The sequence below is a fragment of the Gloeothece verrucosa PCC 7822 genome, from assembly GCF_000147335.1.
GTDB classification, from domain to species: Bacteria; Cyanobacteriota; Cyanobacteriia; order Cyanobacteriales; family Microcystaceae; genus Gloeothece; species Gloeothece verrucosa.
Window position 1 is genome coordinate 6,034,490 of record NC_014501.1, and the last position, 18,802, is coordinate 6,053,291.

Below are 18,802 nucleotides of genomic sequence, written 5' to 3' on the forward strand. Positions count from 1 at the left end.
TTTCTCCATTGGGAGGGTTAAGAATATGGGAAAAATTCGCCAAGTAAAAACGAGCCAAAGCAAGGCAAATAATCCCCTTTCTAAGAGCAAACAAGCTGAACTTAGAACAGGCCGTAGTTTAGCGACAGATCCCCCCCGAAAAATTAACCCAGAACACTCTACAGTTATCACTCATCATCTAGAAAATATTTCTCTTAGCCCTTCTCCTACCCCCTCATCTCTGTTTCAGCCCAAACTACAGCCGCTTGTAACAGCCTATACCCACTCGCCAAACAACTTAATACAACGCTTTGATGAAGAATCTCCCGGACCCCTAACCCCCACTCAAGTCATTCAAGCTAAAAATTGGTATGCCGCCAAGAAACAACAATATACACCTGAGATTATTAAACAAATTCAAGCAAAAGTGGGAGTTACCCAAACAGGAGAGATCAACAGCGAAACCGTTCAAGCGGTGGCTTTATGGCAACAAAGTAACCCTCCCCTAAAAGTCGATGGAATGGCCGGACCTAGAACGTTACCTGCCGCTTTTGCCAGTGGGTTAGCCGAAGAAAAATCGATTAATCAATATGTGGGAGCGGCTAAAACCATTCAAACCCAATGGGCTACCTTAAAAACCCCACAGGCGAGAGCATCCGCTTTGATCAAAGTCGTCAATGAAAGATTAAGCGCTGCCGGGGTGCCGATCTGTAACCAAGCGCTCAAAGATTTAGGTGCAGCCGCCGGACAATTAAGTTTTGAGACTTGGACGATCGATCTCGGAAAAGAAGCCTTTTCTAAAGCTACCCTAACCGATGCTGAAGCCGCCGAAATAGCCGATACCGTCTATCATGAAGCCCGACACGCCGAACAGTGGTATCGCATGGCGCAAATGTTAGCCGGTAAAGGTAGATCGGCTAAAGCGATCGCCAGAGAAACCGGCATCAAAGCCGAAGTAGTGGCGACTGCTGTCAGTAACCCTCTCAAACCGGGTAGTATGGAGGCCCTAATTGCTGAGGGTTGGCATGAAAGCGTCTATGGAGCGAGAGCCGCTTATCGAGAGCAAGTGTTAACGGAGGTTTTAGCCAGTAAAACAGCTTTAAATAAGGCACAGGAAACTTATAATAAATCTCCCACCAAAACCAATCAAGCGAAACTTGATGCGGCACAAAAAAGATTTGATATTGCTTATGCTAAATATGTAGATCTACCAGAAGAAGCGGATGCTCACCGAGTTGGTCACGCTGTTAATGTGGCTTATCAATCACCGACTTCTCCATGAATATTTTAGCTTTTCTGTTGGTTATTAACTTCTGTTTTGGCTCTTTCTACTCTTTGATAAGCCAGACAAAAGGAGAGCATTTTTTTTTAAATAGCAATATTTCTATTAAGCCTGTTTCCCAAAAAAAAACCATGCTAGAAACCTTAAAGAATACTTGCCAATTCCTTTCTCAAGAGAGGATAACTGTTCAAGAAACTGCTAATTATTTGGGGAAACTTATTAAAGCTCCGGGCGACGAAATGCCGCTAGAAGTTCAGCCCAATGATTCATCATTTCCCTTAGCTAGAATTGTCTTTCAAACAGGAACCAATAGCCCGGCTCATGTGGAATTCGTGCTTGCTAAGTCTTCTAAATTGACGATAGCCGATTTAAAAAGTATTTTTGGAGATTATAAAACCCTGCCTAGAATTCATTGGAATAGTCCTCTGAAAGTTATGTTTGAGTCCGATACTCCTCAAGCGGCTTTTACTTGCACCTTGATTGCAGAAGTTGAACCTACAGAACAAGATATTAATAATGCTACCGTGACAGGGCTGACTCTGCGGCGAGATGTTCGATTGCCTGAAAATTAGTTATCAAATTTAATGTTCAAGCATCATCAATATTTAGATTCACATAGTGAAATGTGAGTACATAACAGTTTAGTCAAAAAATCAATTGTGGTTTATAAGACCTGTCTTTTCTGACGGGTCTTTTTTTTTAACTAGAAAATTCACTAGAAGAGTTTTTGTATGGCACTAACTAGATCAATGGCAATCAAAATAGAAAACTATTTTGTTAATTGGGCTAAATCTAAATCTCAAGATCAACGTCAAGAAGCTTCCCATCTTCGATCCAAGCATCTTTTACAATATTGCGGAAATACCGATGCAAAGTAACATCGTCAAGTGCTTTCCAAGCATGAACATCCGATAATCCTTTTAACAAATCTTTTCGGCTCTCTATTCTCTCTATTTCTTTTGCTCTATTGGATTTTAACTCCGCTAATTGTTGCTCTAAGGTTCTGGAAAGAGATAAAAAAGCATCTAGCTTTAAAACCTCATATTTGTTTTTTGCTTCTAATAGTTCTTTTTCTAATAACTTTATTCTCTCGGGATTTGCTTCTACAAAATCTGACTTAGCTTTTTCGATCATAGATATAAGGGAATTGGCTTGACGGGTTACTTGCTCAATTAACTGAGGGATGAGTTTTGATTCATTCACAGGTGAAGTTTTACACTTTAGATCATCCTTTCCCCTACAATGGTAATACCTGTATATCTTTCCTTTGTAAAAGGACTTTTACTAGATGCTTCTGGCTCATCTGTGAATTCCCATTCAACACCATGACGGCAACATAAAGCATAGAAGTAATTTTGCTCTAATTGGTTTCGGTTAAGTCTGTCACTTCTACAAGCAACTACACAAGTAACTTCACCTAATTGAATCATACTTAACAACCGTTGATACTCGTTCCGATTGTCACTTGTGCCTGATTCACGTTCAACCAAAACAAGATCGCAACCTCTAGACTTAAAAGTTTCTATCTGGCGTTCAATAGACGAGTCTTGGAAACTGAACCCTGTTGACACCCTAGCATAACCTACACGCATAACTGCAATAAACTGTTACTACAACTCTACTGTAGCTTTTTTCCGCGTCTTGAGTAATACTGTTGATGATATTCAGCCGCTAAATAATAATCGGAAGCCGCCTTAATTTCGGTGACAATATCCTTCTTATATTTCCCAGATAATTGTAATTTCCGTTTTGAATTTCTCGCGACTCTTTCCTGTTCAGGAGTATGATAAAAAATCACAGAACGGTATTGTTCTCCCCGGTCTGGGCCCTGATGATTTAAGCTAGTGGGGTCATGAATTTTCCAAAACACCTCCAACAATTCCTCATAACTAATCTGTTGAGGGTCGTATTCTACCTGTACTACTTCAGCATGACCGGTAATTCTGGCACAGACATCAAGATAGGAGGGGTTAGGGAAATGTCCCCCCATATAGCCCACAGAAGAGGAAACAATCCCCTTACAGGCGCGAAAGGCGGCTTCTACTCCCCAAAAACATCCTGCTCCAAAAGTGGCTTTTTCAGTGTTTTGATTGGTTGTTGATGGTTGGCTCATTCTCTCTCGAAATTTACTTGCTTGAAGTCGGTTTACTTTGCGTGGTTGATGGTGTCGGGGCGGCGGGTGAGGTGGTCCTCTCAGAGGCCGGTCTTAAAACTTTTTTATAATCTAATATCCGAATCAATGTACCTTCTTTAGGCAAATCTTGCCGTTTAATCAGCAGTTGATTGTCCGGAATGTTGCGAACATTCATTCCCTCTACTAACTTCAAAAAGTTATCTAACGGCGCAATATCACAAGCCGCTTTATCGGCTGCCGTCGTCATATATTGAGTAGGAATGACAATTTTCGGGTCTAAAATCTCCATGGCCTGTTTGGCCTCTTGTGCATTATACGCTTTCGGTCCGCCACCAACCGGGATAAAGGCCAAATCCGGAGAACCCATCAAAATTTTTTGTTCTATGGCAATAGGTGCGGCCGCCCCACCTAAATGTAGAACTCTGATTCCTCCTTGATTCCAGCGCCAAGCCACATTGGTGCCAAACTGTCGCCCGCCCTTGCGATCATGATCAATCCCTATGCCTTGAATCCTAAAACCTCTAATTTCATAGACTCCAGGTTCATACAACACTCTAGGATTACCGGGTAATTTTTCGGCGGCTCCTTCATCCCAAAGTTGACTACTAATTAACACCAGGTCCGACTCTACCCTAGGCAAACGATAGCCGGCTGTACAGCCAATGCTTCGGAAAGGATTCACTAAAATTCTTAGACCACTACCGGATAGCAAAAAACAGGTATGACCAAAATATTGTACTAACAGAGAGTTACTTGGCTGGGTTTGTCCTTGTGCCTTTTGCCAGTTTGAGGTTAATAAGCTGCTGGCTGCTGCAAAAATGCCGGCACCTCCGTAGTAAATCACCTGTCGTCTTTTCATAGAGCGGATTATTAATTATAAAATTAATTGTTAAGAGATGGATTCTAGAAAGTTTCGTAACAATTGTTTACCTGATTGGGTTAAGATACTTTCTGGATGAAATTGGACTCCTTGAATGTGGGGATAGTTCCGATGACGAACTCCCATGACTGTGCCATCTTCTACCCAAGCGGTAATCTCTAAGACATCGGGCATAGTTTCTCGTTCAATCACCAGACTATGATAGCGAGTGGCACTAAACGGATTATCCAATTTTTGGAAGACACCGATGCCGTTATGATAAATTTCTGAGGTTTTTCCGTGCATCAACACCGGGGCCGAGATAATTTTACCCCCAAATACTTGCCCAATACTTTGATGTCCTAAACAAACCCCTAAAATGGGCAGTGTTGGTCCAAGTTGAGCAATGATATCCATAGAAATCCCCGCATCTTCGGGACGGCCAGGACCCGGGGAAATAACCACAGCATCTGGATTGAGATGTTTAATTTTTTCGAGGTCTATAAGATCATTACGATACACTTGGATTTCTGAGGCAAGCGGGATTTCCGTTCCCAGTTCCCCCAAATATTGAACTAAATTATAGGTAAAACTATCGTAGTTATCTATGACAAGAATCATTTAATTATCCAGCACAGGAAATAAAGGTCATCATCGGGGGAATTAAAACAAAACTGGCCACTAATAGAGCCGCAAGGGCCGCAATGAGTACCGCTCCTGCCGCACAGTCTTTAGCAATTTTAGCCAGTTCATGATAGGATTGCCCGACTGTCAGGTCTACCACCGACTCTAAAGCGGTATTTAATAATTCTAATACCATCACTAAAGCACAGGTAACAGCGATGATTGCCATTTCTACGGGGCTGACTTTAAAAAAGCCGCCTAAACTCAGAGCGACAATGGTAAGGGCCACATGAATTCTAAAATTTCGTTGAGTAGCAAAAGCATAAGACACTCCCGCCCAAGCATACTTAAAACTAATTAATAAATTCGACGCGACTTGCCAAGCATATTCATGTCTCAGTTCATTTGAGGCTTCAATGAAGTTGCGGGAGCCGATGGCGTTAGAAGGAAGATAGGGCATGGTAGACACGTGACCATTGGTTGATTGAGATATTCTTATTTTAGATTTCATAAATCGATTACCTGTTAGTTAAAAAAAGTTTTTTCTTTATTTAATGATTTGTATTTGTTCCCTCAAAAAAATTGGCTTTAATCCTGATGCAACAGGGGTAAATGGTTTAACAATATTTCCTGTTGAGAAAGCATTGCCATGAGGCTTTCATCATCGGGATGGTCCCAACCCAACAGATGCAAAAATCCGTGAGCCGCTAAATTGGCCAATTCTCGAGTTAATGAATGTCCTTGTTCGGTTGCCTGTCTTGAAGCCGTTTCTACCGAGATAATAATATCTCCTAGATATAAAGGTTCATCGGAAAACTCGTCAATTTGATAGGGAACCTCTACTTCTAAGGCAGCAAAAGCTAATACATCTGTCGGTTGATTTTTGTGACGATATTGAGCGTTGTAATACTGAATTTCTTGATCGTCTGTCAATCGCAAACTTAACTCATAGCTGTCTGATGAAGGCAGAGCCGCCACCAGCATCTCTAGCCAAATTTGAAACCAACTCTCCCAAGTCTGTGACGTAATCGGGGGGGTTTTGGTTGCTAAAAAATCTTCAGTCGATGTATTATTAAAGAATACATCCTGTAGGTTTAAGGCTAGAGAGAGAGTGGATTTCGTCAAAGAGGTCATCCTCAAAAAGGTTAGCGAGTCAGATAAGAGATGCCCACCAGAAAGCCTAATAAGCCCACTGTGGTTAAAAAGAAGTGCTTTAGAGAAATCCCCTTTTTGCGTACCATATTACGCATGGCAAGTTTCACATAGCTATCTTGCGGCTTAGGGGATTCGGGAGGCACATTTGGGGTTTGAGAGGGAACAGGAGTAGACGACGGGTTGTTCATACAGTTCGTTTGATTACCTAAGCAGTTATTAACTAGGAGATAACTGCCTATAATGTAACAAGATCTTGCAAAAAAGCAAGAGGTACGTTAGTCAATAACCACTAAGTTCCTAGTTATATTTTCTCATGGTCGGTAAAGATTATCCTTCCAATTTAGTAGATTGACGTAGATAAGCCTCGATAAAGCCATTTAAGTCGCCATCCATCACAGCACCCACATCGCTCGTTTCAACGTTTGTCCGTAGGTCCTTAACCATCTGGTAAGGATGAAAGACATAGTTACGGATTTGATTGCCCCAAGCGGCTTCTACCATATCCCCGCGAATTTGGGCAATTTCCTTGGCTCGTTGTTCGGTGAGAATCACCAGTAATTTCGCTTTGAGCAAAGCCAGTGCCTTTTCTTTGTTTTGCAGTTGGGAGCGTTCCTGAGTACAGCGTACAGCAAGCCCTGTGGGAATATGCACCACTCGCACGGCGGTTTCGACTTTGTTGACGTTTTGCCCTCCTTTTCCGCCTGAGCGTGATGTGGTGATTTCTAAGTCTTTTTCGGGAATTTCCACATTAACGGCTTCTACCCCGAGATTCGGCATCACTTCCACGCCAGCAAAACTGGTTTGCCGTTTTCCATTGGCATTAAAAGGAGAAATTCTCACTAGGCGATGAGTTCCTTTTTCGCCTTTGAGATATCCGTAGGCATAACGCCCTTCTATTTCCAAGGTGGCTGATTTAAGTCCGGCTTCATCTCCTTCAGAAATTTCGGCTAGATGGACTTTATAACCTTGTTTTTCTCCCCAACGGGTATACATTCGCAGTAACATTTCTGCCCAGTCTTGAGCATCTGTGCCGCCGGCACCGGCATTAATGGTTAATACGGCTCCTTTAGCATCATATAGTCCTGATAGGAGTTGTTGTAATTCCCAACGCTCAAGCTCATGATTAAGCTGTTCTAGGTTGGTTTGGGCTTCTTCTAAAAGGCTTGTATCTTCTTCTAATTCTAATAGTTCAACGATGGCTTTAGCGTCTTCTAATTGGGTTTGCCACTGTTGATAAAGTTCTAAAGCGCTTTTGAGTTCATTGAGTTCCTGAAGGGTGGTTTGAGCCATATCAGGACTATCCCAAAACTCGGGTTGAGCGGCTACTTGTTCTAAGTCTTTGATTTTTGCGCCCAGAGTCGGTAAGTCAAAGATAGTCCTGGGTTTTCCCCAGGCGCGAACCGATTAATTCTATTTCTCTTTTGAGTTCTGTAGTTTCCATGCTCCTCCTAGCGGCTAGTTTGCCTATTTTATTGTAGTCCTTATTGCTCTGACTCGTGGTCAAATCCCGAGGGTTTTGTCTCCTGAACCTGTGTCAAAATAAAAATTGTGTTTTTTTGGCTCCTATAACTTTTAAAATAGATAGTTAATTATGACCCACCTTCGCGTTGTTAAATCCTGGGAAATTTCGGAAAATGAAGTAACTTCAGAAACAATTTACACTAACCGCCGTCGCTTTCTAAAAAGTTTAATAGGGGCGGGAATTGGAGCAAGTTTATTGCCTTTAACTGGCTGTCAAAAATCTTCTTCTTCTCTGGCTTTAGAACAAAGTTTTCAATTACCTAAAATTCCCTCGCTTAAAACTAACCCGGCTTTTGCTTCTGTTGATGGTCCCATTGCTGATGAAGCTTTAGCCGCCAGATACAATAATTTTTACGAATTTGGAGGGGGGAAAAATATTTGGTTAAAAGCGCAAAATTTACCCACAGATCCTTGGAAGGTAGAGGTGACGGGTTTGGTTAAAAATCCTCAAACCTACGACCTCGAGCAACTGAAAAAGCAATTCCCTCTAGAAGAAAGAATTTATCGCTTTCGTTGTGTCGAAGCTTGGTCTATGGTTCTTCCCTGGGTTGGCTTTCCTATGCGAGCATTACTGGAAGCTGTAGAGCCTACCGCACAAGCGAAATTTGTCCGTTTTACTTCTTTTTATGACCCGGAAATTACTCGAGGCCCTGGACTGCATTTTGGCTTTTTGCCCTGGCCTTATCAAGAAGGGTTACGCCTTGAAGAAATGGCTAACGAATTAGCTTTTTTTGCTCTGGGAATTTATGGTCATGATTTACCGAAACAGCATGGGGCACCCATTCGATGTGTCCTGCCTTGGAAATATGGGTTTAAGGGAGCAAAATCGGTGGTTAAAATTGAATTTTTAGAGCAACAACCCGCGACTTATTGGAATACAATTGACCCCAATGAGTATGATTTTGAGGCCAATGTTAATCCAACTAAACCTCATCCTCGCTGGTCACAAGCCACTGAAAAATTTATTAGTAAAGGTCCGGGTTTGTCTTGGGAATTAAAGGAAACCTTACCTTATAATGGATACGGAAAATATGTGGCTAGTTTGTATGTTTAAGCCAATTTTTCAATTTTTTTTCTGATCATTAACTACCGGAGTGGGTAAGTTGACTTTAAACTCTTTGAGCGAGTTCAATATTTTAACCCATCTTGCCCACCCTACTCTGACTTTAAATGCTAGTATTTATGAATTAACTGTCGCTTCTAATTCCGACTTAATTAAGCTAGGTTGTAAGATAGCAATATGTAAATCTTTGCGGCTTTTAGGATTGAGAAATTTTGCCTGTAACCCTTCCCACTCTTGCCATTTTTGATAACGATTTTCTCGAAAATTATCCGCTAGAGTTGGCATGACTTTACTGAGGTCTTCTCCAAAAACTTCGCCGAGAAACGCTGATAAAACAAAACCATCCTGAATGTCTCCTAAAAGGCTTTGAACCGCTTTAATATCTTTAAGATATCCTTGATAAATATCTCCATAAAACTGAGTAAATAACTCCATATTATAGCGTGAGCGCTTGGCTTCTTTTCTCAGTTCATGTAAGCTTGTGCCCTCTGTTGTCAAAAGAGTTTCCACTTCGCTGGATGATAATCCTCCAGAAAACTGAATTTCTCCCGCTTCTACTTTTACCCCAACTAACCATCCTGGATGCAGCATCAGTTTACTGACTTGAGGTAACAGTAAATCGGGCAGAATATTGTGAATGGCAATTTTGGCTATCTCTTGGTAGGTAGGCTTTTCTAACCAACTTTGAAACCCTTCTTTTAAATGAAGATAACGCTCACTTTGAAGAGTTTCCTCTACTTCTTTAAAGGCTTTTTTCCGTCGTTTCGCTAAAACTTTTAAAGCTTCATCTAAAGATTTTTGTTCTTTTTCGGGTAAGGTTGATTGATAGTGATTTTTAAGAGCATCTTCTAATACATCATAATCTCGTAATTCGCCTAAAATTCGGGCAATTTTCCCGACGGTCTTTTCTTTGGCCGCTTTCGGTAAGGCTAAGGCCGGGGCAAATCCGGCTATCGTACTTCTTAAGCGCCGCATCCCTACCCGCATTTGATGTAAATCTTCGGGATCTGTATCTTTTAAGACATGATCTTCATGTTTAAGGATTTTTTTAAAGTGCTTGGCGATGGCAATATAAGCCCAATCTCCGAAGGTTGTGGCCTGTTGCTCTAAAACGTTAGTCATTTTATGTACCCAAACTCCTGATTGCTGTAATTGACTTGCTTGACTATTTAGCACGTTATATTACTCATTGTGTCTACTGTTAATTATTTTAACGAAATTTTTTTGACATGGTTAAGATTAGATTAACAGAAATTTAATATTAAGTTTAATTACCTAGCTCGTTAATCCAAAGCCGAGGAATTGGGTCATCTTTCATTACAGATAAAGATGAATGGAAAAAAGTTGTATTTGCAACACTGATTTTAACTCCCGCTAATTTTTTTATGGTTGAATTCTCCCGACTGCGGAGAAATTTAAAATCATCTTCATCGATAGGAGTAATATCAATGATTACTCCATTGCAAGCAATTTCCCAATGATTATTATAAGAAATTTTAAGCCGAAATATTTGTTTATGTTCTCTACTTCCAGGAAGAGTATAAATAAAACCAATAAAGTTTTTTATTATTCTTCCTCTGCCTTTATCTGAACATCAGGAAACCAATTTTCCTCTAAGGCTTGTTCTAGTGTAAATATAGATATTTCAGGTAAAGTATTGATCTTGCATTTCATCAAACGAGAGACGACTTTACAAGCATCTAAATAACATTCATCAAAAATCTGAACTAGGTAAGGTTTAAGACTAGGACTATCTTTGAGCAGTCTTTTAATCTGGATTCGAAAAGTGGTAATTTCTCCTTGCCACTTGTTAGCCTTATAATCTCGCTCCTTTTCCCAATAAATTAATTTAAGGAAATGTTCTAATAACCTTGTCAGTAAACTTTCAAGAGCGCGTTTATCACTTCTATTTATGCCTTCTAACTCATCAATTAAATTTTCCCGATCAAGATTTTCTAATTGACGGGAACGCAATTGTTCGATAGTTTTTTGCAACCAAAGATTATAATCTTGCTCGTATAGTGTTTGAGCTTGTTCGTTGGTTTTTACCATAACTGATTAAGTAAAACTATAAATGATTTGCGTTTCTAATTGCTCCGATAATTGAGAAGGCTTATCCTCTAAAGAAAAAGTTTTCCTTTCTAAATTGACTTGTAATTTACTCATAGGATCGTCACCCGAAGCCAATAAAAATTCTAGCCGCTTGAGATCATCCCAACTCACGATTTTATCTAAAATTTTCGTCAAAACTTGTACATAAGGATGTTCGGGGTTTTTATACCAATCTGTTTGAGCTAAATCCGGTTGATCAAAACCGAAATGAACAATTGACGATGGATTCCCAAATAAAGCAATAGCAACGGGTCTAGATTCTTCTTGTAAAACTAACTGAAAAGAGCGCCCCAACTCCCGCAATTTTTCTATTCTTTCATAACGTTCGGTCACAGTTCTTAAGGGGGTTTGCCATTCCACTGCTATAGTGATTAAATAAGTTTGTAAAAGAAGATGCCCTAACTTTTGAGCCTTGGTGGCTAAATAAGTTGTATTATAATCATTGGCCTCAATTAATAGCGGCACGCGATCTACTATTTCAATACCATAGCCTTTTAAGCCGGCGATTTTGCGGGGATTATTAGTAATTAAACAAATCTTTTTCACCCCTAAATCATTTAACATTTGCGCTCCCATACCATAATCGCGTAAATCCGGCGCAAACCCTAATCTTTCATTGGCTTCTACTGTATCGAGTCCCATATCCTGCAATGAATAGGCTTTTAGCTTGTTAACTAAGCCAATACCTCGCCCTTCTTGACGTAGATAGACCACGATGCCTAACCCGGCAGTTTCAATCATTTTCAGGGCGGCGTGAAGCTGCATCCGACAGTCACAGCGCAGTGAACCCAAAGCATCCCCAGTTAAACATTCTGAGTGCATTCGTACCATAACGGGTTGGTCTTGAAATTGAGCCGGTTCACCTTTAACGATGGCAATATGTTCTGTACCATCTAGAGAATTTCGATAAGCATAAAGTTGAAAATAGCCAAACTGACTGGGAAATTGACAGACGCTTTCTCGATAAACAAAGCGGTCATGTTTGAGGCGATAACTAATTAAATCGGCAATACTAATCAGTTTAAGCTTGTATTTACGAGCATACTCAAACAATTGAGGCAAACGAGCCATTGAGCCATCGGCGTTTTGGATTTCACAAATCACCCCTGCCGGGTATAATCCGGCTAGTCGGGCTAAATCAATGGCCGCTTCTGTATGGCCTGCCCGTTTTAAAACGCCCCCTTCTCTAGCGCGTAAAGGAAAAACATGGCCCGGACGATTTAAATCTTCTGCACGAGAGGCCGGGTTAATGGCGACTTGTATGGTTCTGGCGCGGTCTTCAGCCGAAATGCCTGTGGTAACGCCTAAATGCCGTCCGGCATCAATACTGACAGTAAAGGCAGTTTGGTTACTATCGGTGTTTTTAGTCACCATTAAAGGCAAATCTAAAGCATCCAGACGTTCTCCTGTCATGGCTAGACAAATCAAACCTCGGGCTTCCACTGCCATAAAATTGATCATGTCAGGGGTAGCAAACTGAGCCGCACAGATGAGGTCTCCCTCATTTTCTCGGTGTTCATCATCCACTACCACAATAGCCCGCCCGGCTTTGAGGTCAGCCAGAGCGTCGTCGATGGTGTCAAATTCAATAGTCTTGTTAGGGAGCCATTCCACGCTTAATCTTTAGGTTGACAAAAGTGTCAATAGTTTTTGGGTTTTCAAGATCGATTTTAGCGCGTCTGCTTCAAGAGTTAGGAATTATGGTGGTTAATCATCAGTTAATAAGATAAACTAAAAACGGATAACTTAGGACCAGAGCCAACAAAAAAGCAAATCTTAGCAAAAAATTCTGATTCGATCTCTAAATTTGGTATTAAAATTCTGCCAAAGTTGAATAAGATGAAAACTAACTAGGACTATTGAGTTATGGGTGATACAGAACGGATACCCGTTGGTATTGTTGGAGCTTCAGGATATGGTGGTGTGCAATTGGTACGCCTGCTGATGGAACATCCAAAAGTCGAGATAGTGTATTTGGGTGGTGATAGTAGCGCGGGTAAACCCTACACAGACATTTACCCTCATCTAGGTCATAGTGTTAATTTAACGGTTGAAGCGATTGATGTAGATGAGATAGCTTCCCGGTGTGAAGTGGTGTTTTTAGGGCTACCTAATGGCATCGCTTGTGATTTAGCGCCTCAATTATTGGACAAAGGCTGTAAAGTTCTGGATCTGTCTGCTGATTATCGCTTCCGTAATTTAGACACTTATAGCGCTTGGTACAAAAAAGACCGTACTGATCAGGCCATTGCTGTTCGGGCTGTGTATGGTTTACCCGAGTTATATCACGAGAAAATTAAAGAATCACAGTTAATCGGCTGTCCTGGCTGTTATCCCACTGCTAGTTTATTAGCCCTTGCCCCTTTACTCAAACAAGGGTTAATTGTGCCAGAAACAGCTATTATTGATGCTAAATCCGGTACGTCTGGGGCGGGTCGTCAGGCGAAAATTAATGCGCTGTTGGCAGAGGCCGATGGTTCTTTAGGGGCTTATGGAGTGGGTAAACATCGACATACCCCAGAAATTGAAGAGGTTTGTAGTGATTTGGCCGGCCATGAGGTGAAAATTCAATTTACTCCTCATCTAATTCCTATGGTCAGAGGGATCTTAGCCACTGTCTATGCTACTTTGCGCGACCCCGGCTTAGTCAGGGAAGATTTGATTACGATTTATAACGCCTTTTACCGTTCTTCTTCGTTTGTGAAAATACTGCCCACAGGGGTTTATCCTCAAACGAAATGGGCTTGTGGGACGAATTTATGTTATCTCGGCATAGAAGTTGATCCCCGAACGGATCGAGTGATTGTTATGTCTGCGATTGATAATCTAATTAAGGGACAAGCCGGTCAGGCAGTACAGTGTTTGAATCTCATCATGGGTTGGGAGGAAACTTTGGCATTGCCTCAGTTATGTTTTTATCCCTAAGAGGTTTAATTCTAAATGGGCCTTAGCGGCTCAAGGATACTGGGGTCGGGAGTTGTTCCCGACTCGCCACCGAGACCTAAAATTTGTTTTATTTTAATCCCTCGGCATGGATTGGAGGGAGAAGTTAATCAAATTTACGCCTAAACAAAAAGAGACTTCACGTGATCGCGGTAAAGCTCAACAGGAATATTATATTTAGAGTGAATCATTATACCTAAGTTGTCGGGATTGATCTCGGAAAAAAACTGCTTCATCCCTTGTTGAGTTCTCAAATCGTAATCCCAACAAAGATGTAAGTTAGGAGAATCGTCATGATATTGTCCTGAAGCTTCAATCCCGAGAACGTAGTCCACGTAAATCCCATAGAGCATATACTCAGAAAAATAAACCTGATTCCCGACAGCACTAACCCAAGATGACTTGGCTACCTCTTCGAGACGCTCGATCAAACCTAAAATATTGGGGCGAGTCCAAGTAATTAAGTTGCCTACATAAGAGTAGTGGAAGTCGTCCGGAATTTCCACCCCAAGTAGTGTAGCGGCGGTATTAGCCCACTTTTTTTGGTCGGGGTCGATATAATTGACCCTCTGTAGGCGGAATCGATCATTTTTATGGATATAATCCAGAGGAAATGGACGGATCAAGGTGACATCCGAGTCAATAAATTGAATGATATCCGCATCAGTGGCATAAACTGACGATATTTTCAGTAACTGCTGATAGATCCAATTGCGAATCGGTAAAGTTCTTAAACTAAACGACCACTTTTTAACTCCGGGTAGGCGAAAGATCCACCAAGGCATTAACGACTCGCTGACGACAATTCGGACAGTAGAATTTTCTAGCCCTTTAAAAAAAGAGATATCTCTTTGATCTACAATCAAAATATGCTCAGAGTCTTTTGGCAGAAAACGGCTGGTGCTTTCACACAAAAGTTTGCATCGCTCGTAGTCGCCCCTGTAGGTGGGCGTAACAAATGCCAATTTCATAGGTGGAACTGCTCTTAATTAAATAATAAGTTAAATTTTTTATATATTACCAAATAGAACCATTAATGACAAGTTAAAATTAGGGGTTAAACTCTGCTCATTACAGGTGTTGATTAGGGTCATTTATAGCAGAAAATAGGAATCAGTTTACTCTTAAATCAAAAAATCCCTGCTGATTAGAACAGGGATTGTGGAATCGAGGAAAAATGCTAACAGCCAGAGCCAGAGATGATGACTGTTATTTTTACTAAAACAAATAAAAGTAAAAAACTCGACAAAATAACTAAGTAGATCGACAAAACTCTTGTTAACTGTGAGCATCGGCAAGAGGGAAGATTTTCCGATAATTTCCTTTTTTTAAGCGATAAATCTGGATTTATTGGCCGATAATTAATCTTTTTAACCCCTAAAATCTTGCTAGTCAGGTACAGAGTTTTTGCGTTTTAGAGAACAGGTAACAGTAAACAAGACCTCGGGCTAGAGTGCCTATTGTCGGCTAATCAGTGCTATCATAGACAAATATGAGTAATCAAAATGGAAAAACCAAACTAATCAGTGATAACCGCCAAGCTCGCTTTCTCTATGAGATTTTAGAAACTTATGAGGCGGGAATCGAGTTAACAGGAACAGAGGTTAAGTCTATTCGCGCCGGCAGAATTAACCTTAAAGATGGTTATGCCCTAATCCGTAATGGAGAAGCCTGGTTAATTAATGTCCATATTTCGCCTTATGAAGCGAGCGGACAATATTTTAATCATGACCCTCGCCGCACTCGCAAACTCTTGCTACACCGCAAAGAAATTAATAAATTAATTGGACAAGTAGAACAAAAGGGCTTAACCTTAGTCCCCTTAAAAATGTATTTTAAGGACAGTTGGATCAAAGTTAGTATAGGACTCGGGCAAGGGAAGAAACTGCACGACAAGCGAGAAACCCTCAAGCGTCGTCAAGATGAACGGGAAATGCAACGGGCGATGAAACGATATTAATGGCGGCTTTAGCTATCTGTTTCAACGAGGGCAGAGGTCAATTCTTCCATCAGCAGAATTACTCCTTGAAGTTCTTTTTCATGACCGATGAGGGGATTAAAACTCACACGACAGTTAATCTTTCGCCCACGACGATTAATAGCTTCTAGTAAGATTTCTTGGCTATTTATGGTCGCGCTTAAACAGTTACGGATGGGTTCTCGCAGTTGCTCAACCGGCAAACCAATATCGAGGCTTAAAATTGACTCCCCTTGTACCTCTTCAGACCTCAATCCCCACAGATTTTCCGCTTCTTCGTTCCAAGTTAAGATGTTAAATTGACGATTGACCACCACCACCGCCGCTTGCAGACTGGCCAAGATAGAATTTAAAAAAGCATTGGCTTGATTGAGGTCTGTGGTGCGCTGGCGCAATTCATCATTAATGGTTTGTAGTTCCTCATTAGTAGATTGCAGTTCTTCATTCATCGTCTCGAGTTCTTCATTGGTAGATTGCAGTTCCTCGTTAGTGGTTTCTAATTCTTCATTGGTAGATTGGAGTTCTTCGTTAGTGGTTTCTAATTCTTCATTAGAAGACTGTAACTCTTCATTAGCGGTTTCTAGTTCTTGGTTAGCTCGCTGAAGTTCCACTTGAAGGTCATGATAACGGGTAACATCAGTAAAGGTAATGCTGACTCCGAGAAGCTCCCCATTACTCTCTTCCAAAAGGTCAATATTGACATCTAGATACTGAGTAGTATTGTCCCGCAGATTTCGAACCACATCATTAACTACCACACTGGCACGATTGCGATAAACTTCATCAATATAAGAACGTAACTCTAGAGGACGATAAGAAATTTCTAAATCTTGTAAAGGACGACCCTGATCTAAGATGTTGAGGCCAAACAGGGTTCGGGCCGGCTCATTGGCCAGCACTAAATGACCATTCAACTCCACTATCAGTTGCGCGATGGGAACTGTATCAAACGCTAATTCTCGGAGGCGGATGTAGCGTTCAATGGTGTTGTTTGCTTCGTCATTCTCGTTAGGGATATAAATACCTCGCTCTGGTCGCTGGCTTTTAGGGGTTGGACGAAAAATGCGATGTTGCAGATTGATGGGGGTAAACAGATGACTATGAGTGAGCAGCATTTCTGCTTTCCCTAAAAACAGAATACCTGAATTTTTCAAGGCAAAATGAAAACGATGCAGAATTTTGGCTTGGGTTTCGGCATTAAAATACATTAAGGTGTTACGACACACCAATAAGTCCAGGCGAGAAATAGGCGCATCCTGTACTAAGTCATGACGACCAAAAATTACGCAGCGACGCAAATCAGGACGAAAAATAAAGCGATTTCCTACTGTTTCAAAAAATAGCTCCCGTATCTCTTGGGGAATGGGTTCGAGTTCTTTGTTGCTGTAACTGGCATGACGAGCTTGCACTAAGGCTTCTTCGTCTACGTCGGTGGCATAAATTTTGACTCGCTGGCGAAATTTTTCTATTCCCAGGATTTGGGCCAGCATCATGGCTAAAGTGTAGGCTTCTTCTCCCGAAGAACAACCGGCACACCACACCCGAATCGTTTTGGAGTCTGATTCTGAGTTAAAAACTTGGGGAAGAACTTGATGCTGGAGATACTGCCAAGCTTTAGGATCGCGGTAAAAAGCGGTCACATTGATCAAAATCGTGTTGAATAGGGGGAGAAATTCTTCGGGATGAACTTGTAAATAGTCTAAATAATCGCTAAAGTTGTCAATGTTATGGCTTTGCATTTGTTTACGGACTCGCCGCTTTAGACTGGAGTATTTATATCCCGTGAAATCAAATCCCCGCGATTGTTTGAGAAATTCTAAAAGAGTTTCAAATATTTGTTCTTGCTCGTCCTCTTTTTTACTCATAATTTTTTGGGTTAAAAATAACAAATATAGCACTCATTCACTCATACGCTGTTGCAAGAGGCAATAGGATAAATTTTAGTTGAACTAGGTTTGACGATTGGATACGCCTGTTTTTCTCCTTTAGCTTTTTTATTATTTTATATTTTTTGGCTTTTGCATCACTAACGAAATGAGCATCTCACTAATTTTAGATAAAGGCAGAACAAAATCAACTTTTCCAGTGGCAATGGCCGCCTTGGGCATCCCAAAAAATTCAGAGGTTTCCTGGTCTTGAGCGATCACTATCCCGCCCATGTTCTTGATGGTTTGGACTCCTAGAGAACCATCTTGGCCGGTGCCGGTGAGAACAACCGCGATCGCTCGCGTTTGATAATTCGTGGCGATGGAATTAAACAGAACATCCGCAGAGGGGCGCACAAAATGTACTAAGGCGGCTTGATTAAGGGAGAGTTTCCCATCAGGGTTGACCAATAAATGATAATTAGATGGGGCGATATAGATATATCCTGGTTGAAGAAGCTCTCCTTCCTCAGCTTGCTTGACTGGTAAATGAGTACGCCGTTTCAAGATTTCCGGTAGAAAACTGCGATAGTGACGATCTAAATGTTGCAAGACGATAACCGCCACTGGAAAATCAGCCGGCAGTTGAGAAATTACTTCTGAAAGTGCTTTTATTCCTCCGGCTGAGGCGGCTAAAGCAATCAGATCAAAGTTTGTCTTAGCCAACTTTAGCGGCTCGTTTTGTTCTTGATCTGGCTTCAAATTGTTCACATTTCATTAATGGGTTACCTGGCTTGTTATATTTTAACAACCGACCCGAAGTTTTGTTAATTAATCAGCAAAAATTTATAATTTATGGTATTGTCGCGGCAAAAACCTTTTTTCTCCAGACTTAACTTCGCTTATCCGCTAAGTTTGTGGGATGTTTTTTATAGCACGCTCAAATTTAATATTTTTTCCTTCATAAGAGAGATGAACAATTTGCTTAGAGGAAATACAATTAATATAAATTGATTTAGGTCAACTTGATTTTTTAATTTAGAGACGGTATTGATGAAGTCGCATAAAAAATGCGACCAATTTTTTGAACTAGCAGATTTTTAAGCCTCCCTTGACTTATGACTTCGGTTCATTAAGTTTTCAGGTATTGAAAATCACCAAATAAGGCTAGTTTTTCCTTCACTAGACAGATGACAGTTAATTTTTGAGCAACTATCCTATATGTAAGGTATAAGACCTCACCTATTAATTTTTAATAAGCCGTCGAATAGCTATGTCGTCTTAAAT

The 18,802-nt window shown here is 40.9% G+C and carries 20 protein-coding genes; 5 read left to right on the forward strand and 15 right to left on the reverse strand.

Going from position 1 to position 18,802, the window contains the following annotated elements; all coding sequences use genetic code 11:
- Window positions 1–25 precede the first annotated feature (25 nt).
- Both CYAN7822_RS27120 and CYAN7822_RS27125 read left to right on the forward strand, forming a co-directional pair.
- Window positions 26–1,261: a hypothetical protein gene (locus CYAN7822_RS27120; RefSeq protein WP_013325463.1), complete on the forward strand. Its 1,236-nt coding sequence runs from the start codon at window positions 26–28 to the stop codon at window positions 1,259–1,261.
- Between the two features lie 131 nt (window positions 1,262–1,392).
- Window positions 1,393–1,833 (forward strand): hypothetical protein, encoded by a 441-nt coding sequence (locus CYAN7822_RS27125; RefSeq protein ID WP_157871857.1) that lies wholly within the window; start codon window positions 1,393–1,395, stop codon window positions 1,831–1,833.
- Between the two features lie 220 nt (window positions 1,834–2,053).
- Here CYAN7822_RS27125 and CYAN7822_RS27130 read toward each other — a convergent pair whose 3' ends face one another.
- The 9 genes from CYAN7822_RS27130 to prfB form a co-directional block, all read right to left on the reverse strand.
- Window positions 2,054–2,464 carry a hypothetical protein gene (locus CYAN7822_RS27130; RefSeq protein ID WP_013325465.1) on the reverse strand — a complete coding sequence of 137 codons (411 nt, stop codon included), beginning with the start codon at window positions 2,462–2,464 and terminating at the stop codon, window positions 2,054–2,056.
- Between the two features lie 17 nt (window positions 2,465–2,481).
- Entirely contained in the window at window positions 2,482–2,853 is a 372-nt protein-coding gene (locus tag CYAN7822_RS34860) for a recombinase family protein (RefSeq protein ID WP_013325466.1), read from the reverse strand.
- A gap of 26 nt (window positions 2,854–2,879) precedes the next feature.
- Window positions 2,880–3,374 carry a peptide-methionine (S)-S-oxide reductase MsrA gene (msrA, locus tag CYAN7822_RS27140; protein ID WP_013325467.1) on the reverse strand — a complete coding sequence of 165 codons (495 nt, stop codon included), beginning with the start codon at window positions 3,372–3,374 and terminating at the stop codon, window positions 2,880–2,882.
- Between the two features lie 13 nt (window positions 3,375–3,387).
- Complete coding sequence (locus tag CYAN7822_RS27145; RefSeq protein WP_013325468.1) at window positions 3,388–4,254, reverse strand: MBL fold metallo-hydrolase; 867 nt, start codon at window positions 4,252–4,254, stop codon at window positions 3,388–3,390.
- 30 nt (window positions 4,255–4,284) lie between these two features.
- Complete coding sequence (locus tag CYAN7822_RS27150; protein WP_013325469.1) at window positions 4,285–4,875, reverse strand: anthranilate synthase component II; 591 nt, start codon at window positions 4,873–4,875, stop codon at window positions 4,285–4,287.
- Window positions 4,876–4,879: 4 nt separating this feature from the next.
- A complete protein-coding gene (locus CYAN7822_RS27155) occupies window positions 4,880–5,389 on the reverse strand; it encodes a diacylglycerol kinase (protein ID WP_013325470.1) in 510 nt (169 codons plus the stop codon).
- A gap of 77 nt (window positions 5,390–5,466) precedes the next feature.
- The gene (ybeY, locus tag CYAN7822_RS27160) at window positions 5,467–6,012 is read right to left on the reverse strand and encodes an rRNA maturation RNase YbeY (protein WP_013325471.1); all 546 of its coding nucleotides are present in this window, start codon (window positions 6,010–6,012) and stop codon (window positions 5,467–5,469) included.
- 11 nt (window positions 6,013–6,023) lie between these two features.
- Complete coding sequence (locus CYAN7822_RS27165) at window positions 6,024–6,221, reverse strand: DUF3285 domain-containing protein (RefSeq protein WP_013325472.1); 198 nt, start codon at window positions 6,219–6,221, stop codon at window positions 6,024–6,026.
- Window positions 6,222–6,360: 139 nt separating this feature from the next.
- Window positions 6,361–7,474, reverse strand: a protein-coding gene (prfB, locus tag CYAN7822_RS27170; RefSeq protein ID WP_013325473.1) for a peptide chain release factor 2 whose coding sequence is annotated in 2 segments (ribosomal slippage) — window positions 6,361–7,401 and window positions 7,403–7,474 — 1,113 coding nt in all. Because the reading frame shifts where the segments join, the coding sequence is not laid out codon by codon here.
- Window positions 7,475–7,624: 150 nt separating this feature from the next.
- Between prfB and msrP the strand changes: the two genes are divergently transcribed.
- Complete coding sequence (gene msrP / locus CYAN7822_RS27175; protein WP_013325474.1) at window positions 7,625–8,608, forward strand: protein-methionine-sulfoxide reductase catalytic subunit MsrP; 984 nt, start codon at window positions 7,625–7,627, stop codon at window positions 8,606–8,608.
- A gap of 126 nt (window positions 8,609–8,734) precedes the next feature.
- On the opposite strand, the gene CYAN7822_RS27180 is transcribed toward msrP, so the two are convergent.
- The 3 genes from CYAN7822_RS27180 to ribBA all read right to left on the reverse strand — a co-directional run bounded on the left by CYAN7822_RS27180 (window position 8,735) and on the right by ribBA (window position 12,343).
- Entirely contained in the window at window positions 8,735–9,739 is a 1,005-nt protein-coding gene (locus tag CYAN7822_RS27180; protein ID WP_041934054.1) for a CHAD domain-containing protein, read from the reverse strand.
- A 444-nt stretch (window positions 9,740–10,183) separates the two neighbouring features.
- Complete coding sequence (locus tag CYAN7822_RS27185) at window positions 10,184–10,669, reverse strand: DUF29 domain-containing protein (RefSeq protein WP_013325476.1); 486 nt, start codon at window positions 10,667–10,669, stop codon at window positions 10,184–10,186.
- Between the two features lie 6 nt (window positions 10,670–10,675).
- On the reverse strand, window positions 10,676–12,343 hold the full coding sequence (gene ribBA / locus CYAN7822_RS27190) for a bifunctional 3,4-dihydroxy-2-butanone-4-phosphate synthase/GTP cyclohydrolase II (protein WP_013325477.1): 1,668 nt from the start codon (window positions 12,341–12,343) through the stop codon (window positions 10,676–10,678).
- Window positions 12,344–12,595: 252 nt separating this feature from the next.
- Between ribBA and argC the strand changes: the two genes are divergently transcribed.
- Window positions 12,596–13,654, forward strand: a complete 1,059-nt coding sequence (gene argC / locus CYAN7822_RS27195; protein WP_013325478.1) for an N-acetyl-gamma-glutamyl-phosphate reductase — start codon at window positions 12,596–12,598, stop codon at window positions 13,652–13,654.
- 140 nt (window positions 13,655–13,794) lie between these two features.
- Here argC and CYAN7822_RS27200 read toward each other — a convergent pair whose 3' ends face one another.
- Window positions 13,795–14,643, reverse strand: coding sequence for a DUF6492 family protein (locus CYAN7822_RS27200; RefSeq protein ID WP_013325479.1), 849 nt, complete (start codon window positions 14,641–14,643; stop codon window positions 13,795–13,797).
- A gap of 521 nt (window positions 14,644–15,164) precedes the next feature.
- Between CYAN7822_RS27200 and smpB the strand changes: the two genes are divergently transcribed.
- Complete coding sequence (gene smpB / locus CYAN7822_RS27205) at window positions 15,165–15,632, forward strand: SsrA-binding protein SmpB (RefSeq protein ID WP_013325480.1); 468 nt, start codon at window positions 15,165–15,167, stop codon at window positions 15,630–15,632.
- A gap of 8 nt (window positions 15,633–15,640) precedes the next feature.
- Here the strand turns inward: smpB and CYAN7822_RS27210 are convergent, their stop codons facing one another.
- On the reverse strand, window positions 15,641–17,515 hold the full coding sequence (locus tag CYAN7822_RS27210) for a CheR family methyltransferase (protein WP_013325481.1): 1,875 nt from the start codon (window positions 17,513–17,515) through the stop codon (window positions 15,641–15,643).
- 132 nt (window positions 17,516–17,647) lie between these two features.
- On the reverse strand, window positions 17,648–18,286 hold the full coding sequence (locus tag CYAN7822_RS27215) for a chemotaxis protein CheB (protein ID WP_013325482.1): 639 nt from the start codon (window positions 18,284–18,286) through the stop codon (window positions 17,648–17,650).
- Between the last annotated feature and the right edge of the window lie 516 nt (window positions 18,287–18,802).

Coding starts and splice junctions, on each gene's coding strand:
- smpB (WP_013325480.1), top strand. CDS start 15,165: ATGAGTAATCAAAATGGAAAAACCAAACTAATCAGTGATAACCGCCAA.
- CYAN7822_RS27165 (WP_013325472.1), bottom strand. CDS start 6,221: ATGAACAACCCGTCGTCTACTCCTGTTCCCTCTCAAACCCCAAATGTG.
- msrA (WP_013325467.1), bottom strand. CDS start 3,374: ATGAGCCAACCATCAACAACCAATCAAAACACTGAAAAAGCCACTTTT.
- CYAN7822_RS27180 (WP_041934054.1), bottom strand. CDS start 9,739: ATGACTAACGTTTTAGAGCAACAGGCCACAACCTTCGGAGATTGGGCT.
- CYAN7822_RS27200 (WP_013325479.1), bottom strand. CDS start 14,643: ATGAAATTGGCATTTGTTACGCCCACCTACAGGGGCGACTACGAGCGA.
- CYAN7822_RS27150 (WP_013325469.1), bottom strand. CDS start 4,875: ATGATTCTTGTCATAGATAACTACGATAGTTTTACCTATAATTTAGTT.
- CYAN7822_RS27120 (WP_013325463.1), top strand. CDS start 26: ATGGGAAAAATTCGCCAAGTAAAAACGAGCCAAAGCAAGGCAAATAAT.
- ybeY (WP_013325471.1), bottom strand. CDS start 6,012: ATGACCTCTTTGACGAAATCCACTCTCTCTCTAGCCTTAAACCTACAG.
- CYAN7822_RS27145 (WP_013325468.1), bottom strand. CDS start 4,254: ATGAAAAGACGACAGGTGATTTACTACGGAGGTGCCGGCATTTTTGCA.
- CYAN7822_RS34860 (WP_013325466.1), bottom strand. CDS start 2,853: ATGCGTGTAGGTTATGCTAGGGTGTCAACAGGGTTCAGTTTCCAAGAC.
- CYAN7822_RS27125 (WP_157871857.1), top strand. CDS start 1,393: ATGCTAGAAACCTTAAAGAATACTTGCCAATTCCTTTCTCAAGAGAGG.
- CYAN7822_RS27185 (WP_013325476.1), bottom strand. CDS start 10,669: ATGGTAAAAACCAACGAACAAGCTCAAACACTATACGAGCAAGATTAT.
- msrP (WP_013325474.1), top strand. CDS start 7,625: ATGACCCACCTTCGCGTTGTTAAATCCTGGGAAATTTCGGAAAATGAA.
- CYAN7822_RS27210 (WP_013325481.1), bottom strand. CDS start 17,515: ATGAGTAAAAAAGAGGACGAGCAAGAACAAATATTTGAAACTCTTTTA.
- CYAN7822_RS27155 (WP_013325470.1), bottom strand. CDS start 5,389: ATGAAATCTAAAATAAGAATATCTCAATCAACCAATGGTCACGTGTCT.
- argC (WP_013325478.1), top strand. CDS start 12,596: ATGGGTGATACAGAACGGATACCCGTTGGTATTGTTGGAGCTTCAGGA.